The organism is Bacillus sanguinis, from assembly GCF_018332475.1.
In the GTDB taxonomy this organism is placed as follows: Bacteria; Bacillota; Bacilli; order Bacillales; family Bacillaceae_G; genus Bacillus_A; species Bacillus_A sanguinis.
The window spans coordinates 1-20,273 of the sequence record NZ_BOQB01000221.1 but is presented as its reverse complement, the minus strand read 5'-3'; the positions used below and the strand labels follow the sequence as shown (position 1 = coordinate 20,273).

Sequence of the window (20,273 nt, the reverse complement as noted above, 5' to 3'; positions counted from 1 at the left end):
GACTTACCTATCGACAATTTTAGGAAATGATTTAGCGGCGGGATTTTATCCAACACCACTAACAGAAGGGAATCATTTAATACAGTTATTACAAATGGAATCAGAGCGAGCTTATGCTTGCTTTGATCCATGTTGTGGAGAAGGTACAATTTTACGAAGTTTTGCAGATGCGGTGAAACAAGTTGGTATACAACTTGATACATATGGTGTGGAATTAGATGCAAATCGATATAACAAAGCAAAAGAGCAATTAGACGTAGTAATACGCTCTAGCTTTGAAAGTATGATGATTAGTCATGACTATTTTCCACTTATCTTTTTAAACCCACCGTATAATACAGAGCTTCGGACAGAAAAAAAGAAATCAGAGAAAATGGAGTTTAACTTCTTAAAGCGTGCACACCATTATTTACAAGACGGTGGCATTATGGTGTATGTCATTCCATACGATCGTTTTGCTCGAGATGAAATTAGCTACTTTTTAGCTAAGAATTACGAGGAAATCGGGTTAATGCGTTTTGGTGATGAAAATGAAGAATTTGAGCAATTTAAACAATGTGTCTTTATTGGCCGTAAGCGTGCAGCTACGAAAAATGATACATATTTTAACGATCGATTCGCTAATTTTTGTGAGAATATGTCAGAACTAGATTTTGTTAGAGAACATGTAAATACATTAGCGCAAATGGTGAATCGTAAAAGTTGGACTATACCTACATTACGAAATCAAAATAAATTAATTTTCACATCTCGCGTAGATTATAAAGATGCTTATGAAGGTGTAGGTAAATCAGAGGGGATCTTAACATTAAAGAAACGCTTAAATAGAGGAAATGGTTACTCACTTCAAGCTGAGAAAACAGCTGCAGAGAGAGCAAAGATGCCAATTGCTTCTGGACAATTAGGACTATTGCTGATAACGGGTGTGGCAGATGGATTGCTTGGTGAAGGTGATACACTCCATGCTGTTCGTGGTTCTGAAAATGTGTTTTTTGAAACTTCATTCGAGAAACTGGAAACAACAACGAAAGAAGTTGTATTACAAAAACGCCGCGCGAAATTTATCATCGCAACACCAACTGGTGAAGTCAAAGAACTTGTCTAGGAAAGGAAGAGAGATATGTCTGTACTGTTAGGGATAGGAGCACTATACATTGTATGGGAGTTTAGCAATCGTATATTTCGTATTGCTATTGTACTTACAGTTATTTGTTTATGTGCTTCTCAATTAGGTGCAGGTACATCTTTGGAAGTATTAGAGCAATTCTCTGTTTTTCAAGGTGCCAGTGATATGCTCCATGCGGCTGAACAATCATTACCAGAGTGGAAACAGTTTATAGATTTTTAACCAATAAATTGAATGAGTAGGACATGAAACGTATCGAATAAGATGCGTTTTTTATTTTAGGAGGGAAACTTATGTTACAAGAAATAATTCAACAAGATACATTTGACCAGGAACAAACACCAGCGATGTTGCAATTGGAGACAGGCACTGCTTCACATTCAGCTTTCTGCTTTGCTATGGCAGTTAATCATAACAACCAAATGCAATTTGCAGTGTTAGGTGCGAATGACAGTACATTAAAGTCATTCAGAGCAGCCATATCAATGGGTACTAGTCGTTTGTATTTTGGAGAGGGGCAAAAAGAAGAATTACATTATGTATTAGGCAAAAAAATGAATGTAAATTCGAAAGGGCAATTTGAGTTTATAAATACACAAACAGTAAATAGAAAAAAGGCAATTATTGCGTTTTCTAAAGAATTAGAAGAAAAGTATATTGTGGCAATTGATGAAGCACCAGAAATGCAAGTAAGAGATTTCTTAATGGCTCCTCCATATGGTCTCCCAATTTTAGAAGAATGGGCGAAACCAATTTATGAAGAGATGTTAACAAGAAATTTGTTACAACCATTAAATGTGTATTTTGATAGAAATGAATTTACTTCTCTATCTATTGCGCAGGTAGCGTTAAAAGAGGAGGATTGTAAAGAGTTTTTATCAGAAATGATACGTACTGGAAAATGTCAATTCCCGCAAGAGGGTACAGGTGAAAAGATCAATGAAATTAATGATTTAAATGAATATCTATTGGAATATTCGCCTGTCATGCTTGATAAAGTAACAAAATTAGATGAGCCTTTACATCAACCGATGAAAGAACAGGCATTATCTCATTTTGATACATACCAAAGACCATTATTCCCTGTACAGGCACATGTAGCAACAGGTGCAGCAAAAGCATTACAAGTACAAAAAGGGATCATTATACAGGGGGAAATGTCGAGCGGAAAAAGTGCAATTATGACAGCGACAGTAGATGGATATTTCCATTTGACAGGACAAAAAGGATATCGTACCTGCGTATTTGTGCCACCGACTCTAACTGAGAAGTGGGCAAAAGAAGAAATACGACACTTAATACCAGACGCAGATGTACATCTGATTAAACGTACAGAGGATTTAATTCGCATTCATCAATCTTGGATCCAGGCAGGAAGACCAAAACCAGAAAAGCCAACCTTCTTTGTCATTAGTTTTACTACAATGCGAGGGGATTCTATTAAACAGATGCCATTACCTTATAAGCAAATTGCACTTTCCAAGAAATCGGAGGAAGAGGTGCAAAGATATTATAAGAATGGATACTATTGTCCAGATTGTGGTGCTAAGTTACGTAAAAAAACGTCTTCTATTATAGTTCAACAAGCTAATGGTGAACAGAAAGAAGTCTGCCAGTATAAAGATTTTACAGCAAGTGACTTAGATTCGAAAACAAATAAAAATAGTGTATGTGCTGATTGTAATTCAAACATTTGGAGTCCAAAAGTAAAAACGAAATATGCGAGTTTTAAAGATTGGACCAAATATGAAAATAAATTAGTACAAGCAATAAAAGAGGGAAATAAACCGCTGCAAAAACAACTAGAGCTAGAGAATCGTGTGAAGCCATATGATGCGAAACAATCAGGAAGAGCATATCGAAAGGTAGCTACTGTTGAGTATATTCGTAGAAAAATGAAACACTTCTTTGATGCTCTTATCGTTGATGAAGTTCACGAATGTGTGACACGTTACCTTATAAGTGTCGCTTAATTGATACGAAATAGGTGGCCTAAAAGTATTTTAGGTACAACTGATATACCGATGTCAGGAATGAAAGCCGTCATGTTGAGCTGAAACTGACAGTCTAATACTCCTACATGCATTTATCTTGATAGAGATACATTGCGTTATGTATGAAACTAGGTGAAGTCGGCTGAATCTAATTCTAAAGCCACTCTTACAGAGAGGGTATGGTTAGAGATAGGCCGGGACGCTATAAAATACCTATGATGAGAATGTTCCATGGGGAACTGACGAAGACTGCGAATGTACGCGCCTATAGGACTAAAGAATGGGAAACCTTTCTTGCTACTTATGTAGTGTGAGATACCGATGAGTAAGATTATTCGTTATGAAAATCGGCATAGTCAACAAAGAGACTATAAGGCTCACAGGTGTAAAGCAGCCATCTAAGGGTATATGTAAAGCTAGGTATATTGGAACGTGGTAAGCAGCCAACTTCTATACCAAACACCTATCAGTGGGAAGTTCACTATAAGATTCAATAACGAATCGAAATGTGTTTATGGTTGTGAAAGTAGGGTCACAGTACCGTTGAAGCTATGGAAACATAGTGGAGGGATAGGCCCAAGTCTAGTTTTACCAATAGAAATTCGAGTTAGAGTTGTAGCTCATATTTCGGGTAAGAAGGTGAGTTGGAAATCACTTAGAGGAGCTGATTTCTACACCAATGAGCGCGATAGCAAATCGACATAAACAATACTACGATTTCACAGGAATACAGAATGATTTATTCCAAAGAAGTCGTGAGGGTACTAAGAATTTCAAGAACCTACTAGAGATTGTCATTTCGGATGAAAATATTTTATTAGCATATCGGCAAGTTAAATCAAACACCGGTTCAAAAACCCCGGGTACTGATGACAAAACAATTTTGGATCTTGCTAATACTAATCAAGATGAGTTCATTCATTATATGAGAGAACTAGTGTTAAACTACAAACCAAAATCGGTTAGACGTGTATGGATAGATAAAAATTACTCAAAAGGGAAAAGACCTTTAGGTATTCCTTGCATACAAGACAGAATCGTCCAACAAATGTTCCTGAACGTTCTGGAACCAATATGCGAAGGGAAATTCTACAATCATTCTTATGGTTTTAGGCCAACACGTACTACACGACATGCGGTTGCAAGAGTTCAAACATTAGTAAATATCAACAAATATCACTACACGGTTGATATTGATATAAAAGGTTTCTTTGATAATGTAAATCACTCCATTCTTCTTAAACAAGTCTGGAATATTGGCATAAGAGACAAACGAGTAATCGCTGTAATTAGCAAAATGCTTAAAGCACCGATTAAAGGAGAAGGTATACCAACAAAAGGCGTACCCCAAGGTGGAATTCTTTCACCACTGCTATCTAACATTGTCCTCAATGACTTAGACCAATGGGTAGCCGATCAATGGGAATGCTTTGAAACGAGGTACCAATACTCCGTCAACTATTCCAAATACGTTAACCTTAGAAGAAATTCTAAACTTAAAGAAGGATTCTTAGTGAGGTACGCAGATGATTTTAGAATCATGACTAACACTCACGATTCAGCGGTTAAATGGTTTCATGCAGTAGTTGATTTTTTAAATAAAAGACTAAAGCTTGAAATCTCACCAAATAAATCAAAAATTATTAATCTTCGAAAGAAGTCTTCTTCCTTCTTAGGTTATAAATTTAAATCTACTATCAAGGGAAACAAAAGGGTATTCTTCTCGCATATAGATGATGACAAACAAAAACAAATCATCACGAAATTAAAAGAAAGAATCTATGAGATACAAAAGCATCCTTCGGCCGGCAATGCAAATCTTTACAATTCAGTAGTATTAGGAGTCCAAAATAATTTCCAATATGCTACTCACATTGTTAAGGATATGAGCGACATTGAATATAGGGTTTTACGAACTCTTAACAACCGACTGAAAAAAATTGCATGGTATGGCAAGCCCAATGAACTTCCAGAGAAAGGGGCATACCTAAAGTTTTACAAAAATACACGTAAAACATACAGGGTAGCAGGTGTATATCTTTTTCCTATAGGACAGGTTACAACAAAGAATAATCTAAATTATTCACAGTCCATTAACCCCTATACAGATGAAAAAGTATTCGATTGGGACAAAGAACTTACCGAGCTGATGAAATCCAGACTTCCTAATAGAAGCATCGAATATATGGACAATAGACTATCCAAATATTCCGCACAAAAAGGGAAATGTTTTATTACTGGATTACCGCTTAAAGCTAGAGATGTTCACTGTCATCATAAGAAACCCACTTTCCTTGGTGGAACAGATGAGTTTCAGAATCTTATTATCGTTCATAAAGATATCCATACATTAATCCATGCATCACTAGAAGGCACCGTACTAAGGTATGTTAATAGATTACGATTGCACACAAAACAAATTGAGAAAATCAACCAACTCAGGAAGCTATGTAAACTCGAAAGAATTACTATTAGATAAAACTAGAGGGAACGCCGTATGAGCTGAAAGGTTCACGTACGGTGTGGAGCGGGGGAAAAGGTGGAGATTACTTCAAAACCTTACCTATCGCTATTAAAGAGTGAAACAGCACAAGGAACTGCTTTAGGAAGTTTAGCAAGGGTTTGTAAGAAAGTCGTAGCTGGAACAGGTACATTATTTGGTGGGCGCGCAAGCGACGTATTCTATACGTTATGGCGTCTGTTCCCTCAAAAAATGGTGAAAAGTGGGTTTGAATATAGTTCTTTAATGGAATGGAATGAAACCTACGGAAATATCGAGAGAACATATTACCATGATGGTGAGGTCACATCTAATATAGCTTCACGTGGAGCACAAGGTAATTTAGATAAAACCAAGGTCGTACCTGGTATTTCACCTTATGTGTTTACCCAATTTTTAATGGATACAACCATTAATGTGCGCTTAAAAGATGTGTGGCCAAATCCTGTGGAGTTAATTAATGTACCTACGATTCTTGTCGATATGTCGGAAGAACAAAAACAGGCTTATGAGCATATGAAAGAATCTTTTGAGAAGGCGATTGAAGGGGCGAAAGGTACACCAGATGTTGGGAAACTATGGCTCTCTTATATTCGTACAGGAAATTCGTATCCAGACAATATGAATCACTACCCAAACTATCACTTAGATAATGCGGAAAGAGAATTAGTTTGGTCCAACGAAGAATTCAGATTTGATGAGGATTGTATACAGCCGAAGGAGAAGAAGCTGCAAGAAATATTGCATACTGAAATCTCTGAAGGCCGTCCAGCCATCATTTATGTATCTGATACAGGATCTACAGTGAAAGAACGAGACATTCAGCCTCGTTTACAAAAGGTTGCAGAGCAAGTGCCTGGGGCAAAAGTAGCTATACTTCGTACGAATACAGTTACTCCGCCAAAGCGCAGTGCATGGTTAAAAGAGCAAGTAAATAGCGGTGTGAATGTTATCATCTGTTCACAAGAATTAGTTAAGGTAGGATTGGACTTGCTGGCGACGCCAACATTAATTTTCTACCAATTATCATTCAGCTTATTTACATTAAATCAGGCTGCAAGAAGACATTGGCGCATTGGTCAAACAAAGCAATGCAGAACTTTCTATCTTGGATATCGAGAAACATTCCAAGAACAGATGGCGCAATTAATTGCCCAAAAGAATAAAGCTGCTGAAGCAATGAATGGTGATGCAACAAGTGATGGACTGAATGCAATGCTTGGTGATACAGGAGATCTTCAGACGTTATTAATCCAAAATATTAAAAGCGGGAATCAATTAAAAGGTTCAACAGAAGAGTGGACACAGGCAGCATCGGAAGAATCTAAGCGAGTACTTGCAAATATCGGTAAAGTAATTACACCAGTGTTTGAATCAATTGAGATCCAATTTACAAACTGGGTGAAAACATTACCGAGTACATTTGACGTATCGTATATGGAAGATGCGAAATTTGTGCAAAAAGCCGTTGAATATATCCAAGAAGAAAAAGTTCCTGGCGTTGTAGTAAAGCAACGTAAACTTGAAATTGACGGGAATGTAGAAGATATCATACGTACTTTAACAACATTGAATGCCGATAAGCGTATGCTTGTACAAAAACAAGACATTACACTCTGGGATGAATTGATTGTGGAAGTAGATGGTTCTCAAAAGAAAGGAAAAGGAAAACAAAAAAATAAAGTAATTGAAGGACAATTTGAGTTTGATTTATTTGGTTAAACGAGAGGGGAAAGTCATGTTTACGAAACTTCTTATCGCACTAATTTGCTATATGGTTTATGTAGTTTGCAAAACCAAAAGAAACATGTTGATAGAAGAGAAGAAAAAAGAAAAAGGGCCAGAACCGGTGGAACGACCTGTTTATTGGTGTCCGAGAGAAAATAGACCTATTGGTAGGGAACAAGAACGTGTTACTGTTCCAACGAAAGAGATTACCTTAGAAAAGGATGTAGCCAATATATACGATTTAGTTGCTACATCTATTCGAATAAATGTAGGCGAAGAAGAAAAAGCGTTTGAGCAGGACAAGGAAGTTGCAAAAGAAGTGGAGTATGCTGAAGAATTTCATCATACTCCTGCTTCTGAAGCAGAATATGGAATTCCTTTTCCGAGCGATGAGGATATACCAGAGGAAGTATTTAAATATGAGGAGACGTTTTCGGAACTAAAACAGTTGCCAATCCCACTAGAAACAGAACAGAATCTACCTTTTCCACAAGGAGTATCAGAGGTAGAAGATATGAATCGGGTTGGGTGGACTGCAAAAGTAATAAGACGAGAACAAGGACTGACACGCGTACTGAATATGTCGGATAACAAGCGTTATTGGATTCATACAGAGGGAGAAATCTTACCAGAAAATCAACCGTTGTATTTAGAATTACAAATTGATTCACCGTATTCTTATACATTAGTTGAATGGAGTGATAGACAACTAGGGAATATATAAATTAATTTCCTAGTTGTATTTTTATAGACAGATAGTATGAATGCAGCATTTTTCCACTCATTTGTACAAGGATAAAACATTTTTTTATTTTTGTACAAATGAGTGGGACAGAATGATTCACCATATAAGAATATTCGACTATAATGAGACATTGTACGTCATTGTAATATTAAAATGTTTAAGATTAAGTGATTATAATCTTAAAACAGGAGAACTGAGAACTCTCCGCAATATTACAATGCTTAAAATAGATTAAATCCAAACATGAGGATTATATGAAGTAAAAAATATTTATGAGTTAAAAAAATAACAATTTTGAAAGGTGAATGTAAATGATTATTAATTCCCTAAGTAACAATGTAGTAGAAAAATTAGAACAAACGGTGCGCTATGAAAAGAAACAAGTTCAGGTATTACGTGTAAGTAAAAGTAGCTCAAATGTACATGCTTATATGATTTTTCCGGAATTCTCAGAGGTTAAAATTTCAAATACCGAACTGGATGAATATATAGAAAACCTGTCAACAAGCGTGAAGTATGTCATTGATCGTAAGTTGAGTCAACAAGAAATCGAAAAGCAAAATCATTCTTTCATTATGACGTGTGAAGTTGAGGAAGATGGTGTGATAGATGATGAAACTCTTCATTTTAATACGACTTATGTTAAACCACCAACAATTGCAAATAAAGTATTTAAATTAGTATGTGGATTAGGAAATCGTCTAGATAGCCTAAAAGAGTTACATATCACAGTACTAAATAATAATATTAATCGAATTGAAATTGAATTTTACAATGAAAATGAAACATACATTGCAGTAGAGAAGGAAGAAATTGCGAATGCTATTATGGGAGCATATACGAAAGCAAATATCTATTATGCAGCAGATCTTTATTATGTTGCGGAAGGAAATCAAATCAAATTAAAAAGCGTTAAACCGAAATTAGCGGGTGATGTGTGATGAAACAAGAAAAAGGGATGATTGGAGTCCTATGTACGCTTATTTTAATGATTTTACTACTTATACCCTTACAAGCGGCTCAAGCTTCTGTAAAACCAAGTTTTAATGAAGGAAAAGGGAGCGAACTTTCGTCGTCCTTTCAAAAGGGATTAAACAATCGAGCAAAAGCAACAGAGAAAGATGATTCATTTGGCTCATCAATCATACAAAAGATTGAAGGTATGTATGCACCGGCTTTTAAAGTAGGAGTAAATATCTTTTCTATTTCATTCGTATTAGGCGTTATTGTCATGGTTATGGCATTAATTACAAAGAATGGTCAATGGATGAAGTGGGCGACTGGGAGTATGATTTTCTCATTTATTAGCATGATGTCCATGAGACTAAGTGTGTACTTCTTATTTAGTTCCGATGTATTTTCGTTTATGAACATCTTTACGGATTTTTTAGACCTGTTTAAAGCAACAGCACTTATTTTCACACCATTTATGTTAATTGCAGGTATTCGTTTAAGAAAGATTCATGAAAGTACGAAACAGCCTGAGTATTATCGTTGGTCTAACCGTGTCATAACAGGATCTTGTTTGCTGTGTATGTTAGCCGTACTCGCTCCATGGCTATTTGCTAATATGTAAAGAACCATATATAAAGATGGAAAAGGTACTGAATCTAAATTCAGTACCTTTTATCTACCCATTAGGTTACTTCTTTCATATTCCGCAAATGTTTCCTTAGTTATAGGAGATAATATGCCACTTAGATACACTGCTCTATATAAAAAATATTGTTCATCTTTAGTTTGAATGGTAAGAGTTCCGTGTTCCTCATTATAGGGAATAATTCGATCAATTTTTAGTTGTTTTTTGTCGCAAATGATTTCTTGTATTGTATAGAGATTATGTATTGTCAATCTTTCGATATACAGACAACTACGCTCTAACAGATAGAAAGTGAGTGCCATTTGTAGAATGAACACAACTTGTAGTAGAGCTGGTATGCCTGCAAAACTGACAAGGAAAATGGAAACTAAAATAATATTTAACTCGGAAAACCATTTCTCGTATTGTTTCATAGAAAGAATACTTGTCTTTGTTTGAAAGACTAGGAACCTCGTTATAAGGAACAGAATTGTAAATATCCCTTCATAACTAAGCAAAATATGCCACTCCGAATTAGAAAGTTCCATGGCTAAATATATGATGCTGGTTGAAATAAGAATTGGTACGAGGTGTACCAGGGTAAATACTATTGTATGTTCTAACATTCTTTTCTTATAGATGTGATTAGTCATTGAATCCAAGTTTTCTAACTCCTTCTGCAATTTTCATGATGACACCGCCAATAAGTAGATGGTATTCGCCTATGCCCTTTTCGTTCACATACCAGCACATATAGTGTCTGATGCCTTCTTTTGCTCCGTGATCATGTAAAGGGAAAGGAGAAGCATATTTTTCTGGGCAGTTATTATTAAAAGGAACTTGTTCTGCAAGAGTAAAGCGTTTTTTTGAGTCATTTACAATCCAACAACCAAAATCTATTGTTCCATACCACATTGCATCTTTATGAATCGGATCAATAGAAGGTTGTGCTGGATAATTTTCAGCTAACATTTGCGCTTTTTCTTCACGAAGTCGTTGATGTATATGTGAATTCAATGGATCTTCCGTTCCAATTTCATAGGTTTCTTCAAAGTTCCCACATTCATAAGGGATAAGGGGATTATTTGAATCAGCTGCTAATTGTAGACTGCAAGAATCTGATTTTGAAAGATAATATACGCAGTCTTTGCAGGTGAAAAAGTTAGAAAAAGCTGAATCTGTTTTTGGTTCTGGTTCTGTTTCTGTTACGGTATTATCTACTACAAGTTTTAACATATCTATCACAATCCTTTATAGGCTATTTCAAAATTTAATATAGACGTATCATATCATGCTTATTTTTAAATGTAAATATTTTCCATTTAAAAATACCCTAATTTATTTTGAAAGGAATGTTTGTTTTGAGAAGAAATCGGGAATATATTGCTTTGCGAAATTCTATTTTAATAGGTTGGCTGCTTACAATTATCGTTATAAGTCTATCTATCTATTTTTCATCTATCGTATATTTACTAATTGGATGTTTCATTTTATCGCTAAAATACGGATTAACGGGCACTGTAAAGAATGTGGAAAAGCGTTTGCCTACCTGGGCAAATTTTGGGGTTATTGAAAAACCAGTAAATCGAAGAGTGACAAGACCGTTTCCGTTTAGGGGCGGGCTCCTTCTTTCATTAGCCTTAGGATTTGTAGAGATGGTGATAAAGGGCTTATGTATCTCATATTTTATTTTAGGATTAGAAACGTATATCTATCGTCTAATGCGCAAAAACGTAAGAGTGTGAAAAGGAGGATTTTACAATGAAAGTATTGATATTCGAATTAATTCTCATTGCAATTCTAATTCCATTGAATATTGTTGTGAAAAAACATGTACCAAAATGGAAAGCGAAAGTTGGAGAAAAATTAGTGAAGCGTACATTGAGCAAATTGGATTCAGAAAAGTATTGCGTGTTACATGATGTTACGATTCATACTGAGTATGGTGATACAACGCAAATTGACCATATTGTTATCGCGGAAACCGGTGTATTTGTTATAGAGACGAAAAACTACGAAGGTTGGATCTGTGGAAATGAGAAATCTGCAAGGTGGACACAGAGTATTTTTAGAAAGAAATCTTCTTTTCAAAATCCATTTCGACAAAATTATAAACATATAAAAGCTATTGAATGGGTAATGGAACAACAACTGCCGACCATCTCTATTGCAGCGTTCCATCCAAAATGCAGTCTAAAAAGAGTAAATGTTCAATCTAATGATAAACATGTCCTGTATTATAACGAACTACAAAAATGTATTGAATTATATACTGAAGCGCAACTAACAAATGATGAGGTCCAGCACATCTACCAAACAATATTGCGAGCGAACATTATGGATAAGGATATTGAAAAGAAACATGTGAAATATTTACATAATAAGTTCGCTAAACAATAAGAAATGGGGAAAGAGAGACATGTTATATGTAATAGGGTTCATAGTAATCTCCATAGTATCTATTCGTCTTAACATGAAGTATTATAAGCTAAAAGGAAACCAAAAAGATTTTGAGATGAAAAAGAATGATTAAAAATATATTTTAGAAATAAAGGGTGTATTTTGAGATGTCTGATGGAGTAAATATTATCTGTGATTATATAAATTAAATTGAGTAAGAATATAAAAAGTGTTATAATTAACGTAAGTTAATATATTGATATTACGTTGCAAAAGGACACACCTACGCAGACCACTGCCATAGGTGTGTCCTTTTTTAATGAAATATTAAATAAGGAGGGAGATACGGTGGAAAGATTTAATATTATGCTTAATGGTTGTCTCTTTCTGATCGTGTTTTTGGTTTTAATAATTACAATATATCATTTTACCTTATTTATAGTAAAAAGGAATATGAATAAGATGAAAAAAGAAATTAAAGTTGAAGTAACAAAAGACTCCTATATTTATAATAATAAAGGTGAAGTTATACAGGGTTTAAAAGAAGGTGAGCAATTTGTTGTAAAGTTGAATAATGATACATGGAAGTTCATTTGTGGTGAGATAGTAGTAGCGGAATATAATTACTTTGGAAAAATAAAGATGCATGATGGATTTAAATTAATTTAGGGGAAATTGTTAATTGGTTTTAAATTTGAAATTTGTAGAAAAGGAGCGAATCAAAATGAAAAAAATCAAAAAACGTCAAAATAATTCTCTTGTTCTCGGGAAACCCGGGAAAGGTACAAAGGTCCATTTTTTTGAAGAAAGTAACTTTAAACCGGAGCTTGCACCAAAAGGAGCTAATTTAAAACATATTCAAATTAACGGTAATAATATAGTAGTTATGTCCTATTAAAAATCCGATAATATTCCAATCACCCTGAAAAGGAATAAGTGAGGTGTAACCAATTGATGAATCGTAGTTTGATATATTGGAATGTTGAAGAAATCGATAGAAATATAGTTTTAATTACTTTGAAGAAAAATATTACTGTAACTAAAAAAAGTGTCTTACAACTCTATCAAAGATGCTTAACAATAGGTGAGAGTAGTATACAAATACCTATTACACCACTAAAAGCAAAATTTCACCGGGATTTTTATTCTTTTTATAAAGAGTATGCTCGTAAGAGCGAGGTAGATAACTATATATATTATGAAGAAACAAAGGTTGATTTTAACGAATTAATTATTTTTTTACCTTTCCTCGGTGTTATAGATTGTGATTTTACCAAGGGAGTAATGTTTGGTTACCGAAATGAAAAGGATTTAACGAAACTGCTTAATTTGTTAGATAAATCCTATGCAACTTTTCTTAATGGAAAATTACATAATTAACTTTCGCATAAATCATAATTAATCCAATAGGAGGCAATAGAATGGATGCGCTACAAGAATTAATATCAAAACATAATTGGAATTTACAATGTTGGGAAGATAGATATAGTAGAGGCATATGGGCAGTGGTTGCACCTCATCCGAATCACACATATGAAGTAAGAGAGATTACAGATGGTGAAGGAAAATTGAGTACGGAATTAGGGTTTTATTTCTATAATGAAGGCTCTTGGCTCCCTGTTGCTAATGGAGATAACCTAAAGGATGTATTAATGAAGCTAGATGACAAAATTAAACCGATGATTGATAACACTATATGGAGAAGAAGTGTATATGACACTTTTCAACACTTCCTTGAAGAAAACTATAGTTATTATGAATTGGAAGGTGCTCTTAAAAATAAAGTAAAGGTTTTACTAAAACCAGAGGGACTATAAATAGATGTTAAATTGCGAGGAAAGTGAGGATGAAGAGTTAATGGCAACTGGGAAACATTTTTATAAACATTTAGATAAGGAACAATATTGTAATGTAAATATCGAATTAAATATGGAGCAATTGGCTCAAATGGTTTGTAAAACAAACTATGGACTACATCGTTTTATCTCTGAAGTAATCGATATAAAGAGAACAAGTAAATGGCAAGAAGATAAAGAGTTTGCGGACGGTTTAGAGAGTTTATTGAATAAAGGTTATTTTTAAAGCTAATTGTTATTGTAATTGAGGTTAAATAATATTTTTAAAAATCCATTCGAATGTAGTAGCAAATAATTAAAAGCTTTAAATATAGGAGATGTTTATAGTGGGATTACTTTTTCAATGTGAAGATTGCGGTAAGGAAAACAATATTTCCGATATTAAGGGCACATGTGGAAATTGTGATAATAACAAAATGAAAAATTTTAAAGTTATCATAACTAGTGGAGAGTTAAGAGGAATGAGTGGAATGTATACTCTATCTAAAGCAAAAGAAATATTAGAATCGGCATTGAATAAAGAAAAAATTTTAATAATAGATCCTAAGAGTAATATTAATATGATTTTTATACAGAAATGAGATGATATTTATTGAGTCACGGAACTTTTAAAAGAGTGATTGTATTTATGACAGTTGTTTTTATTATTACTATGGGAATTTCATTTATTCTTAAAATGTTTGGTTGGCTTTAGATTCGAATAAAAATTATTACTTTAATTTAAATATGAGTTGATAACATGGGGACGTTTACAGCATTTCGTGGAAAAGTAATCACTGATGATAGAAAGGTGTGATTTTTAGATGAATTGGAAAGTGAATGCAGGAGCAGTTTTGTTTGGGATCTGCTTGGTATTTGGTTTTGTTTGGTACAGTGAATACCAAGGTAATAAATTGGTGGATCATATGTTGCAGGAACAAAAGGAACACTTAAGTGGCGAAGATAAACAAGGAGTAGTATTAGGGAAAGAGGAAAAGGAAGAAGATCTTGAAATGGATACAACCTTTGATACGTCTTCTATGTTTGTACCGGGTATTAACATGAGTGTACCGATGACAACGACAAGTACAAGCGTTTCTGATGGTGAGAAAAGGTATTATCTAAAAGTAAATGTAGAGGAGAAAGAATATAAAGTGTCAGTTGAGAAAAGCTTGTATGAACATATAAATATTGGAGATAACATCGATGTTGTGGTCGGTGATAATATGATTAGAACAAAATAAGGATATTTTAATTCAATTAAAAAAACAAGAACGATACTTAGTTTGAACAAGGTGAACTTAATAATTACCCTATTGGAGCAATAATATTAATAAGTTTATTATTTGCTAGCAATCTTAGTCTTAATTTCTTTTATTTTATATATATATATAAATACTATGTACGAAACATACAAACATAGATAATGTGCTATAATAGAAATAATCCAATACTAAAAAATCATATTGCAAAAGGACACACCTACGCATAACCATAGCGTAGGTGTGTCCTTTTTTTGTTTAAGGAGGAAAAGTTATGGGGAAAACGCTATTTATTGCAGAAAAATCAAAAGTGGCCAATGAAATTATGAAATCGCCACGATTCCGTCACTCACAAAAGTACATTGGTAGCAAGCCTTATTATGGTTATTATGAAAATGATCATTATATTGTCAGTTGGTGCCGTGGACATTTGCTGGAACTAAAAAATCCGGAAGAGATGGATCCAGAGTATAAAATGTTTAAGTTAGAACATTTACCTTTAATTTATCAGCCAGCTTATAAAGTGATACAAGAAAATGCTGAACAATTACAAATCCTTGTTAAACTACTGCAACGTCCTGATGTTGACCATGCGGTGAACGTATGTGACGCGGACCGAGAGGGAGAGTTAATCTATAGGGAAGTGTACGAATATGCAGGTGTGAATAAAAAGCAATCTCGCGTATTTAAATCCTCTTTTGAAGCTGCAGAACTTGAAGCAGCTCTCAATCGATTAGAAAGCGCATCTAAATACGATGGACTGGCGTATTCTGCTAAAGCAAGGCAGTATCTGGATTATCTATTAGGGATGAATATAACCAGGGGATGTACCACAAAATTAGCACAAAATAAATTCTTATTGTCATCTGGCCGTGTACAAATGTGTTTATTAAATGAGATACGCCAACGCGAATTAGCAATTGAAAACTATAGAGAGCAATCTTATTATCATCTGCAGCTAATAACAGATTTAGGACTTACACCGGTTATGAAAACAGAAGATCAAGTGTTAAACCCATCGCCATTAAGAAGTTTGGGAGAAAATTTGAAAGGGCAATATCTTGTAGTAGAAGAATTTAAAGAGGGAACCAGGAAGAAAAATCCTAAATTGCTATATAACTTAACAGATCTGTATAAAGATGCCCATGCGCAATTGCAAATTAATGCTGAAACTGCAAAAAAACATATTCAGAACTTGTATGAAGAAGGGTTTATTACATATCCTCGTTCATCTTCTAGGCATTTGCCTACAGAGCAAGTAGAGCGTGTAAAAGGTGTTATGCAGGCACTAGCTAAGAGTCAGTATTCTTTACTGGTACAATCCGTAGATATTGAAGCAATTGATGTGAAACATAAAACATTCAACGATGAGCTTGTATCAAGTCATTTTGCTATTATACCTACGACTAAACAATATCAAGAGGAAGGTCGTCCAGAGATTGAAAAACAACTATATAGCCTCGTAGTAAAACGTTTTGTGGGTAATTTCATGCGTCCTGCAGTATACCTGGTAAGAGAAGTATTACTTATTGACGCGATGGGAAATATCTATCAAACAAAAGAAAGTGTACTTCGAGAAAAAGGATTTCTAGAAGTGTTTCAAGAGGAAGTAGAGGAAGAAAGTGTGGAAGTATTTAAAATTCCTATTATGCAGAAAGGACAGGAACTTCAAATCTGCGATTTTGAATTACTAGAATCCAAAACAAAGAAACCTGCTCTACACACAGAAAGCTCCATTCTGACCTTTATGGAAACAGCAGGACGTAAAATAGACGATGAACATTTAAAGGAATTAATGAAGGGGAAAAGAATTGGAACCGTTGCAACCGAAGCAACCTTTATTCCAGCTTTACATGAGAAGAACTATATAGCCATTGAAAAAGGGAAAATTACTACGACTCCAATTGGACGTGCCTTTATTGAACAATTTCCTGTTCAACAAATTAAAGATCCACTATACACAGCTGAAATGGAAGGAATGATACACCGTATTGAAAAGAATGAAATGAGTTATGAAGACTTCATTGCCCAAACAAATACATTTGTACAAAAAATAGCACAAGAGATTATAAGAATACCTGACACGGTTTCGCACAATCTAATAGAGACCTGGAAGCAACAAATAGAAGTATGCCAATGTCCTTGTGGAAATGGAATAATTTTAGATAGAGGGAAATTTTTCGGGTGTAGCAATCATCCAAACTGTAACATTGGATTACCCAAAAGAATAAAAGAAAAAACGATTCCTGCAGCACAAATTAAAAAACTGTTTGAAGAAAATAAAACGGACATTATAAAAGGATTTAAATCTAATGGCAAAGAATTTTCTGCTTATTTAGCATTCGTTAACGGTGAAGTCAGCTTTAATTTGCCTTCAGTTGAAGAATTATCGCTAGGTCAGTGTCCAAAGTGTCAAAAAGGACAAATCCTAAACCGTAAAACGTTTTTTGGGTGCTCAGAATATCAAAACGGATGCGATTTTATGTTGCCGGCTAAAATTAAAGGAAAGAAATTATCCGATAGCCAGATTAAAAAACTAGTGAATAACAATGTAACAGACTTCATTAGTGGTTTTAGTGGAGAAAAAGGAGAATTCACAGCTGCGATTCGATTAAACCCGGACCTTAGTATTTGTTTTGAATTTCCAACTGCAGAGGATCGTACAGTAGGTAAATGCCCATTATGCCAGAGTAGAGTCATAATAGGGAAAACAAACTATCTATGCGAACAGTACAAGAAGGGCTGTGATTTCATTGTTTCAGGAATGATACTTGAAAAAAGAATTACAGCTAGTCAAATCAAGAAATTATTAGAAAAGAATATGACGGATACAATAAAAGGATTCATATCGAAAAAAACAGGAAAATCATTCGATGCGAAATTAACATATGACTCTACACAGAAGAGAGTCACGTTTATATATGAGAAGAAGAAATAATATCGCAAAATCTTAAATTTCATATATAAAATTAATAAGAAATATGATATGATGAAAGTAACAAAATACTTCTAAAACTATCTTGCAAAAGGACACACCTACGCATATATATGCCATAGGTGTGTCCTTTTTTATTTGTTTTTGAGATGCAGCTATTTACGAATTTTGATTAGGAGGAAGAAATTTCGATATGAAAATATGGATTAAGGCTATTTGTTTAACATCATTCGTACTTCAAATGGCAGCATGTAGCAATTCGACACAAATAAATAATGAATCAAGACCTGCCCAAGCAGTACAAAACGGGATACAACAGCACATGGAAGGGAAAGGTATTGTTGATGTTCCAGAAGCTTATAAGGGAAAAATAAAAGACTTAGAGACTGTTAAAGGGAAGGTATTACATATAAAGGACGGAGATACGATAGACGTGAACGTAAAGAGGCAGAAACAGACGGTACGGTTACTGTTATTGGATACTCCTGAGTCTGTATCTCAAAAAATCCCACCACAAAAGATGGGAAAAGAAGCCTCTTCCTTTTTAAAGAAACAACTAGAAGGGAAAAGTGTAACTTTGGTTTATGATCGGGGACAAAAAGAAGACAAATACGGTAGGAAATTGGCTTATGTATTTTGTAACGGAATACATATTAATGAATTAATGGTCAAGTCTGGTTATGGGATTATAGCCTATATCTCTAGACTTAATACTACATTTCTACCTGAAATGCTAGAAGCAGAAAAAGAAGCAAAAGAATTAAAGGCTGGTGTGTGGGGCATTAAAGGATTTGTAGATGAAAAGAATCGGCATTATAACCGTAATGATGCAGCTTAATATCAATACTTATTCCAAAAGGAGGTTTCTTGAATGAATGGGAACAAAAGAAACATGCTCTTATCTTTTTTTATTTCTACTTTTTTTATTTTTTTGAGTCTATTTCCATTTAGCGGTAATGAATTTGTATATGTTATTGCAAAAATTGGAGCTGCAGCCGGTGTAATAAATATTGTGATGATGAGTGTGGTCTTGTATTTTCAAAGCAAAAAAATGAGACACCTCTTAAATTAATACGGCAAAAACGCTTGTTTTCCTTACTCGTATACAAAAGAAAGGGGTAAGGAAAACCGAAAGGGGCATTTTTTAGATGAGTCAAATTCCAGGGTTTTTGAAGTTCGTTTTAGCAAAGGAAAGACGATATGTATATTTGGCTGTAGCAGAAAAGAAAAACAAACGAGTGAAAACACATATTGTATATAGATTCGGTCCACTAGAAACAGCATTAGAAACTATGTACGGAATGCGTGATGATTTTGAGAATTGCTTTCCACCAGAGTTGAAAGATAAGGGGTATGACTGGGAAGATCTAAATGATTGGATACTATCCATTGAAACCGGTTATTCCAAATACGGAAATAAATTAGTGACATTCTAAATAGATAATTGAGATAATATTGCATCCTTATTATAAAACCTTCAATACAATTAAAATCGTGTGAGGAGAACATAAAATGGAATGGATTCGTAAGTACCACATTGCAATTGCTTGGATGATAGCTACTAGTGCAATGCTAATTAGTTTATTTTTTAGTGAATGGATGAAGCTGCCGCCATGTGATTTATGCTGGTACCAAAGAATGGCCATGTATCCATTAGTATTAATATTGGGGATAGGAATGTATAGAAAAGATCCGCGCGTCAGCATGTATGCATTTCCATTTACGTGTATCGGTTTAATATTATCTGTATATCAAATTACAATACAAGCATTTCCTATTAATGAGATGAAGATTTGTTCAGTAGGAGTTTCATGTACAGAAGATTACTTAAATTTATTCGGTTTCATTTCGATACCTATGCTATCTTTTATTGGATTTTTAGTCATCATAATACTTATATATATTGAATCTGATAGAGAGACAAAAGAATAAACATTATAGTGGTTATGAACAATGTACTCAAGTAAACACAACATACTTAAAAATAGATAATTAAAATAAAACAAAATTATAAAAGGAGAAATTAAAATGACAACTATTCAAGCAAGTAATGAAATGTACAAAATCCCAGAGGCGGATGTAGAATTATTAAAGATTATGGCCCATCCAGTTAGGTTACAAATTGTGAAGGAGCTAGAACACCGCAAAATTTGTAATGTAACACAATTA

24 protein-coding genes and 1 pseudogene are annotated in these 20,273 nt (G+C 34.2%); 23 read left to right on the top strand and 2 right to left on the bottom strand.

Annotated features, from left to right (window positions below; translation table 11 throughout):
* Positions 1-16 precede the first annotated feature (16 nt).
* From KI369_RS21605 to KI369_RS21570, 8 genes are all read left to right on the top strand, one after another.
* A complete protein-coding gene (locus KI369_RS21605) occupies positions 17-1,105 on the top strand; it encodes a DUF6094 domain-containing protein (RefSeq protein WP_163095859.1) in 1,089 nt (362 codons plus the stop codon).
* A 15-nt stretch (positions 1,106-1,120) separates the two neighbouring features.
* Positions 1,121-1,348: a hypothetical protein gene (locus KI369_RS21600; RefSeq protein ID WP_000114818.1), complete on the top strand. Its 228-nt coding sequence runs from the start codon at positions 1,121-1,123 to the stop codon at positions 1,346-1,348.
* A gap of 71 nt (positions 1,349-1,419) precedes the next feature.
* On the top strand, positions 1,420-3,099 hold the full coding sequence (locus KI369_RS21595) for a DEAD/DEAH box helicase family protein (RefSeq protein WP_061129934.1): 1,680 nt from the start codon (positions 1,420-1,422) through the stop codon (positions 3,097-3,099).
* 700 nt (positions 3,100-3,799) lie between these two features.
* Positions 3,800-5,599: a group II intron reverse transcriptase/maturase gene (gene ltrA, locus KI369_RS21590; protein ID WP_001272778.1), complete on the top strand. Its 1,800-nt coding sequence runs from the start codon at positions 3,800-3,802 to the stop codon at positions 5,597-5,599.
* Between the two features lie 60 nt (positions 5,600-5,659).
* Positions 5,660-7,342: a DEAD/DEAH box helicase gene (locus KI369_RS21585; RefSeq protein ID WP_089603464.1), complete on the top strand. Its 1,683-nt coding sequence runs from the start codon at positions 5,660-5,662 to the stop codon at positions 7,340-7,342.
* Positions 7,343-7,358: 16 nt separating this feature from the next.
* Complete coding sequence (locus KI369_RS21580; RefSeq protein WP_000494457.1) at positions 7,359-8,072, top strand: hypothetical protein; 714 nt, start codon at positions 7,359-7,361, stop codon at positions 8,070-8,072.
* 332 nt (positions 8,073-8,404) lie between these two features.
* Complete coding sequence (locus tag KI369_RS21575; protein WP_000586356.1) at positions 8,405-9,034, top strand: hypothetical protein; 630 nt, start codon at positions 8,405-8,407, stop codon at positions 9,032-9,034.
* A complete protein-coding gene (locus KI369_RS21570) occupies positions 9,034-9,669 on the top strand; it encodes a hypothetical protein (RefSeq protein ID WP_000806908.1) in 636 nt (211 codons plus the stop codon). The genes KI369_RS21575 and KI369_RS21570 overlap by 1 nt, the downstream gene beginning before the upstream one ends.
* Positions 9,670-9,719: 50 nt before the next feature.
* Here the strand turns inward: KI369_RS21570 and KI369_RS29550 are convergent, their stop codons facing one another.
* Both KI369_RS29550 and KI369_RS21565 read right to left on the bottom strand, forming a co-directional pair.
* Positions 9,720-10,334: a hypothetical protein gene (locus tag KI369_RS29550; protein ID WP_000377937.1), complete on the bottom strand. Its 615-nt coding sequence runs from the start codon at positions 10,332-10,334 to the stop codon at positions 9,720-9,722.
* On the bottom strand, positions 10,318-10,908 hold the full coding sequence (locus tag KI369_RS21565; RefSeq protein ID WP_000916415.1) for a hypothetical protein: 591 nt from the start codon (positions 10,906-10,908) through the stop codon (positions 10,318-10,320). The genes KI369_RS29550 and KI369_RS21565 overlap by 17 nt, the downstream gene beginning before the upstream one ends.
* Positions 10,909-11,033: 125 nt before the next feature.
* Between KI369_RS21565 and KI369_RS21560 the strand changes: the two genes are divergently transcribed.
* The 15 genes and pseudogenes from KI369_RS21560 to KI369_RS21490 form a co-directional block, all read left to right on the top strand.
* Positions 11,034-11,417: a hypothetical protein gene (locus tag KI369_RS21560; protein ID WP_002163370.1), complete on the top strand. Its 384-nt coding sequence runs from the start codon at positions 11,034-11,036 to the stop codon at positions 11,415-11,417.
* 16 nt (positions 11,418-11,433) lie between these two features.
* Positions 11,434-12,072, top strand: a complete 639-nt coding sequence (locus KI369_RS21555) for a nuclease-related domain-containing protein (RefSeq protein ID WP_000865998.1) — start codon at positions 11,434-11,436, stop codon at positions 12,070-12,072.
* A gap of 348 nt (positions 12,073-12,420) precedes the next feature.
* Positions 12,421-12,741, top strand: a complete 321-nt coding sequence (locus KI369_RS29545) for a hypothetical protein (RefSeq protein ID WP_000439354.1) — start codon at positions 12,421-12,423, stop codon at positions 12,739-12,741.
* Between the two features lie 55 nt (positions 12,742-12,796).
* Complete coding sequence (locus KI369_RS21545) at positions 12,797-12,970, top strand: hypothetical protein (protein ID WP_002163368.1); 174 nt, start codon at positions 12,797-12,799, stop codon at positions 12,968-12,970.
* A 56-nt stretch (positions 12,971-13,026) separates the two neighbouring features.
* A complete protein-coding gene (locus tag KI369_RS21540; protein ID WP_001082099.1) occupies positions 13,027-13,452 on the top strand; it encodes a hypothetical protein in 426 nt (141 codons plus the stop codon).
* A 41-nt stretch (positions 13,453-13,493) separates the two neighbouring features.
* Entirely contained in the window at positions 13,494-13,889 is a 396-nt protein-coding gene (locus KI369_RS21535; protein ID WP_000339405.1) for a hypothetical protein, read from the top strand.
* Between the two features lie 4 nt (positions 13,890-13,893).
* Positions 13,894-14,154 carry a hypothetical protein gene (locus KI369_RS21530; protein ID WP_000930819.1) on the top strand — a complete coding sequence of 87 codons (261 nt, stop codon included), beginning with the start codon at positions 13,894-13,896 and terminating at the stop codon, positions 14,152-14,154.
* Positions 14,155-14,245: 91 nt separating this feature from the next.
* Positions 14,246-14,509 (top strand): hypothetical protein, encoded by a 264-nt coding sequence (locus tag KI369_RS21525; protein WP_011167263.1) that lies wholly within the window; start codon positions 14,246-14,248, stop codon positions 14,507-14,509.
* Positions 14,510-14,731: 222 nt separating this feature from the next.
* Positions 14,732-15,151 (top strand): hypothetical protein, encoded by a 420-nt coding sequence (locus KI369_RS21520; RefSeq protein ID WP_001104249.1) that lies wholly within the window; start codon positions 14,732-14,734, stop codon positions 15,149-15,151.
* A gap of 292 nt (positions 15,152-15,443) precedes the next feature.
* The gene (locus tag KI369_RS21515; RefSeq protein WP_000520746.1) at positions 15,444-18,107 is read left to right on the top strand and encodes a type IA DNA topoisomerase; all 2,664 of its coding nucleotides are present in this window, start codon (positions 15,444-15,446) and stop codon (positions 18,105-18,107) included.
* Between the two features lie 190 nt (positions 18,108-18,297).
* Entirely contained in the window at positions 18,298-18,942 is a 645-nt protein-coding gene (locus tag KI369_RS21510; RefSeq protein ID WP_000708141.1) for a thermonuclease family protein, read from the top strand.
* 33 nt (positions 18,943-18,975) lie between these two features.
* Positions 18,976-19,176: a hypothetical protein gene (locus KI369_RS21505; protein WP_001014120.1), complete on the top strand. Its 201-nt coding sequence runs from the start codon at positions 18,976-18,978 to the stop codon at positions 19,174-19,176.
* A gap of 76 nt (positions 19,177-19,252) precedes the next feature.
* Positions 19,253-19,540, top strand: a complete 288-nt coding sequence (locus tag KI369_RS21500; protein ID WP_000078380.1) for a hypothetical protein — start codon at positions 19,253-19,255, stop codon at positions 19,538-19,540.
* A 76-nt stretch (positions 19,541-19,616) separates the two neighbouring features.
* A complete protein-coding gene (locus KI369_RS21495) occupies positions 19,617-20,036 on the top strand; it encodes a disulfide oxidoreductase (protein WP_000454806.1) in 420 nt (139 codons plus the stop codon).
* A 96-nt stretch (positions 20,037-20,132) separates the two neighbouring features.
* Positions 20,133-20,273, top strand: a pseudogene (locus KI369_RS21490) (ArsR/SmtB family transcription factor); the annotation flags it as partial.

Bases quoted from the DNA above. Each gene is read 5' to 3' on its own strand.
- KI369_RS21600 (WP_000114818.1), top strand. From the start codon at position 1,121: ATGTCTGTACTGTTAGGGATAGGAGCACTATACATTGTATGGGAGTTT.
- KI369_RS21595 (WP_061129934.1), top strand. From the start codon at position 1,420: ATGTTACAAGAAATAATTCAACAAGATACATTTGACCAGGAACAAACA.
- ltrA (WP_001272778.1), top strand. From the start codon at position 3,800: ATGAGCGCGATAGCAAATCGACATAAACAATACTACGATTTCACAGGA.
- KI369_RS21580 (WP_000494457.1), top strand. From the start codon at position 7,359: ATGTTTACGAAACTTCTTATCGCACTAATTTGCTATATGGTTTATGTA.
- KI369_RS21575 (WP_000586356.1), top strand. From the start codon at position 8,405: ATGATTATTAATTCCCTAAGTAACAATGTAGTAGAAAAATTAGAACAA.
- KI369_RS21570 (WP_000806908.1), top strand. From the start codon at position 9,034: ATGAAACAAGAAAAAGGGATGATTGGAGTCCTATGTACGCTTATTTTA.
- KI369_RS21565 (WP_000916415.1), bottom strand. From the start codon at position 10,908: ATGTTAAAACTTGTAGTAGATAATACCGTAACAGAAACAGAACCAGAA.
- KI369_RS21555 (WP_000865998.1), top strand. From the start codon at position 11,434: ATGAAAGTATTGATATTCGAATTAATTCTCATTGCAATTCTAATTCCA.
- KI369_RS21545 (WP_002163368.1), top strand. From the start codon at position 12,797: ATGAAAAAAATCAAAAAACGTCAAAATAATTCTCTTGTTCTCGGGAAA.
- KI369_RS21540 (WP_001082099.1), top strand. From the start codon at position 13,027: ATGAATCGTAGTTTGATATATTGGAATGTTGAAGAAATCGATAGAAAT.
- KI369_RS21535 (WP_000339405.1), top strand. From the start codon at position 13,494: ATGGATGCGCTACAAGAATTAATATCAAAACATAATTGGAATTTACAA.
- KI369_RS21530 (WP_000930819.1), top strand. From the start codon at position 13,894: ATGTTAAATTGCGAGGAAAGTGAGGATGAAGAGTTAATGGCAACTGGG.
- KI369_RS21525 (WP_011167263.1), top strand. From the start codon at position 14,246: ATGTTTATAGTGGGATTACTTTTTCAATGTGAAGATTGCGGTAAGGAA.
- KI369_RS21520 (WP_001104249.1), top strand. From the start codon at position 14,732: ATGAATTGGAAAGTGAATGCAGGAGCAGTTTTGTTTGGGATCTGCTTG.
- KI369_RS21515 (WP_000520746.1), top strand. From the start codon at position 15,444: ATGGGGAAAACGCTATTTATTGCAGAAAAATCAAAAGTGGCCAATGAA.
- KI369_RS21510 (WP_000708141.1), top strand. From the start codon at position 18,298: ATGAAAATATGGATTAAGGCTATTTGTTTAACATCATTCGTACTTCAA.
- KI369_RS21505 (WP_001014120.1), top strand. From the start codon at position 18,976: ATGAATGGGAACAAAAGAAACATGCTCTTATCTTTTTTTATTTCTACT.
- KI369_RS21500 (WP_000078380.1), top strand. From the start codon at position 19,253: ATGAGTCAAATTCCAGGGTTTTTGAAGTTCGTTTTAGCAAAGGAAAGA.
- KI369_RS21495 (WP_000454806.1), top strand. From the start codon at position 19,617: ATGGAATGGATTCGTAAGTACCACATTGCAATTGCTTGGATGATAGCT.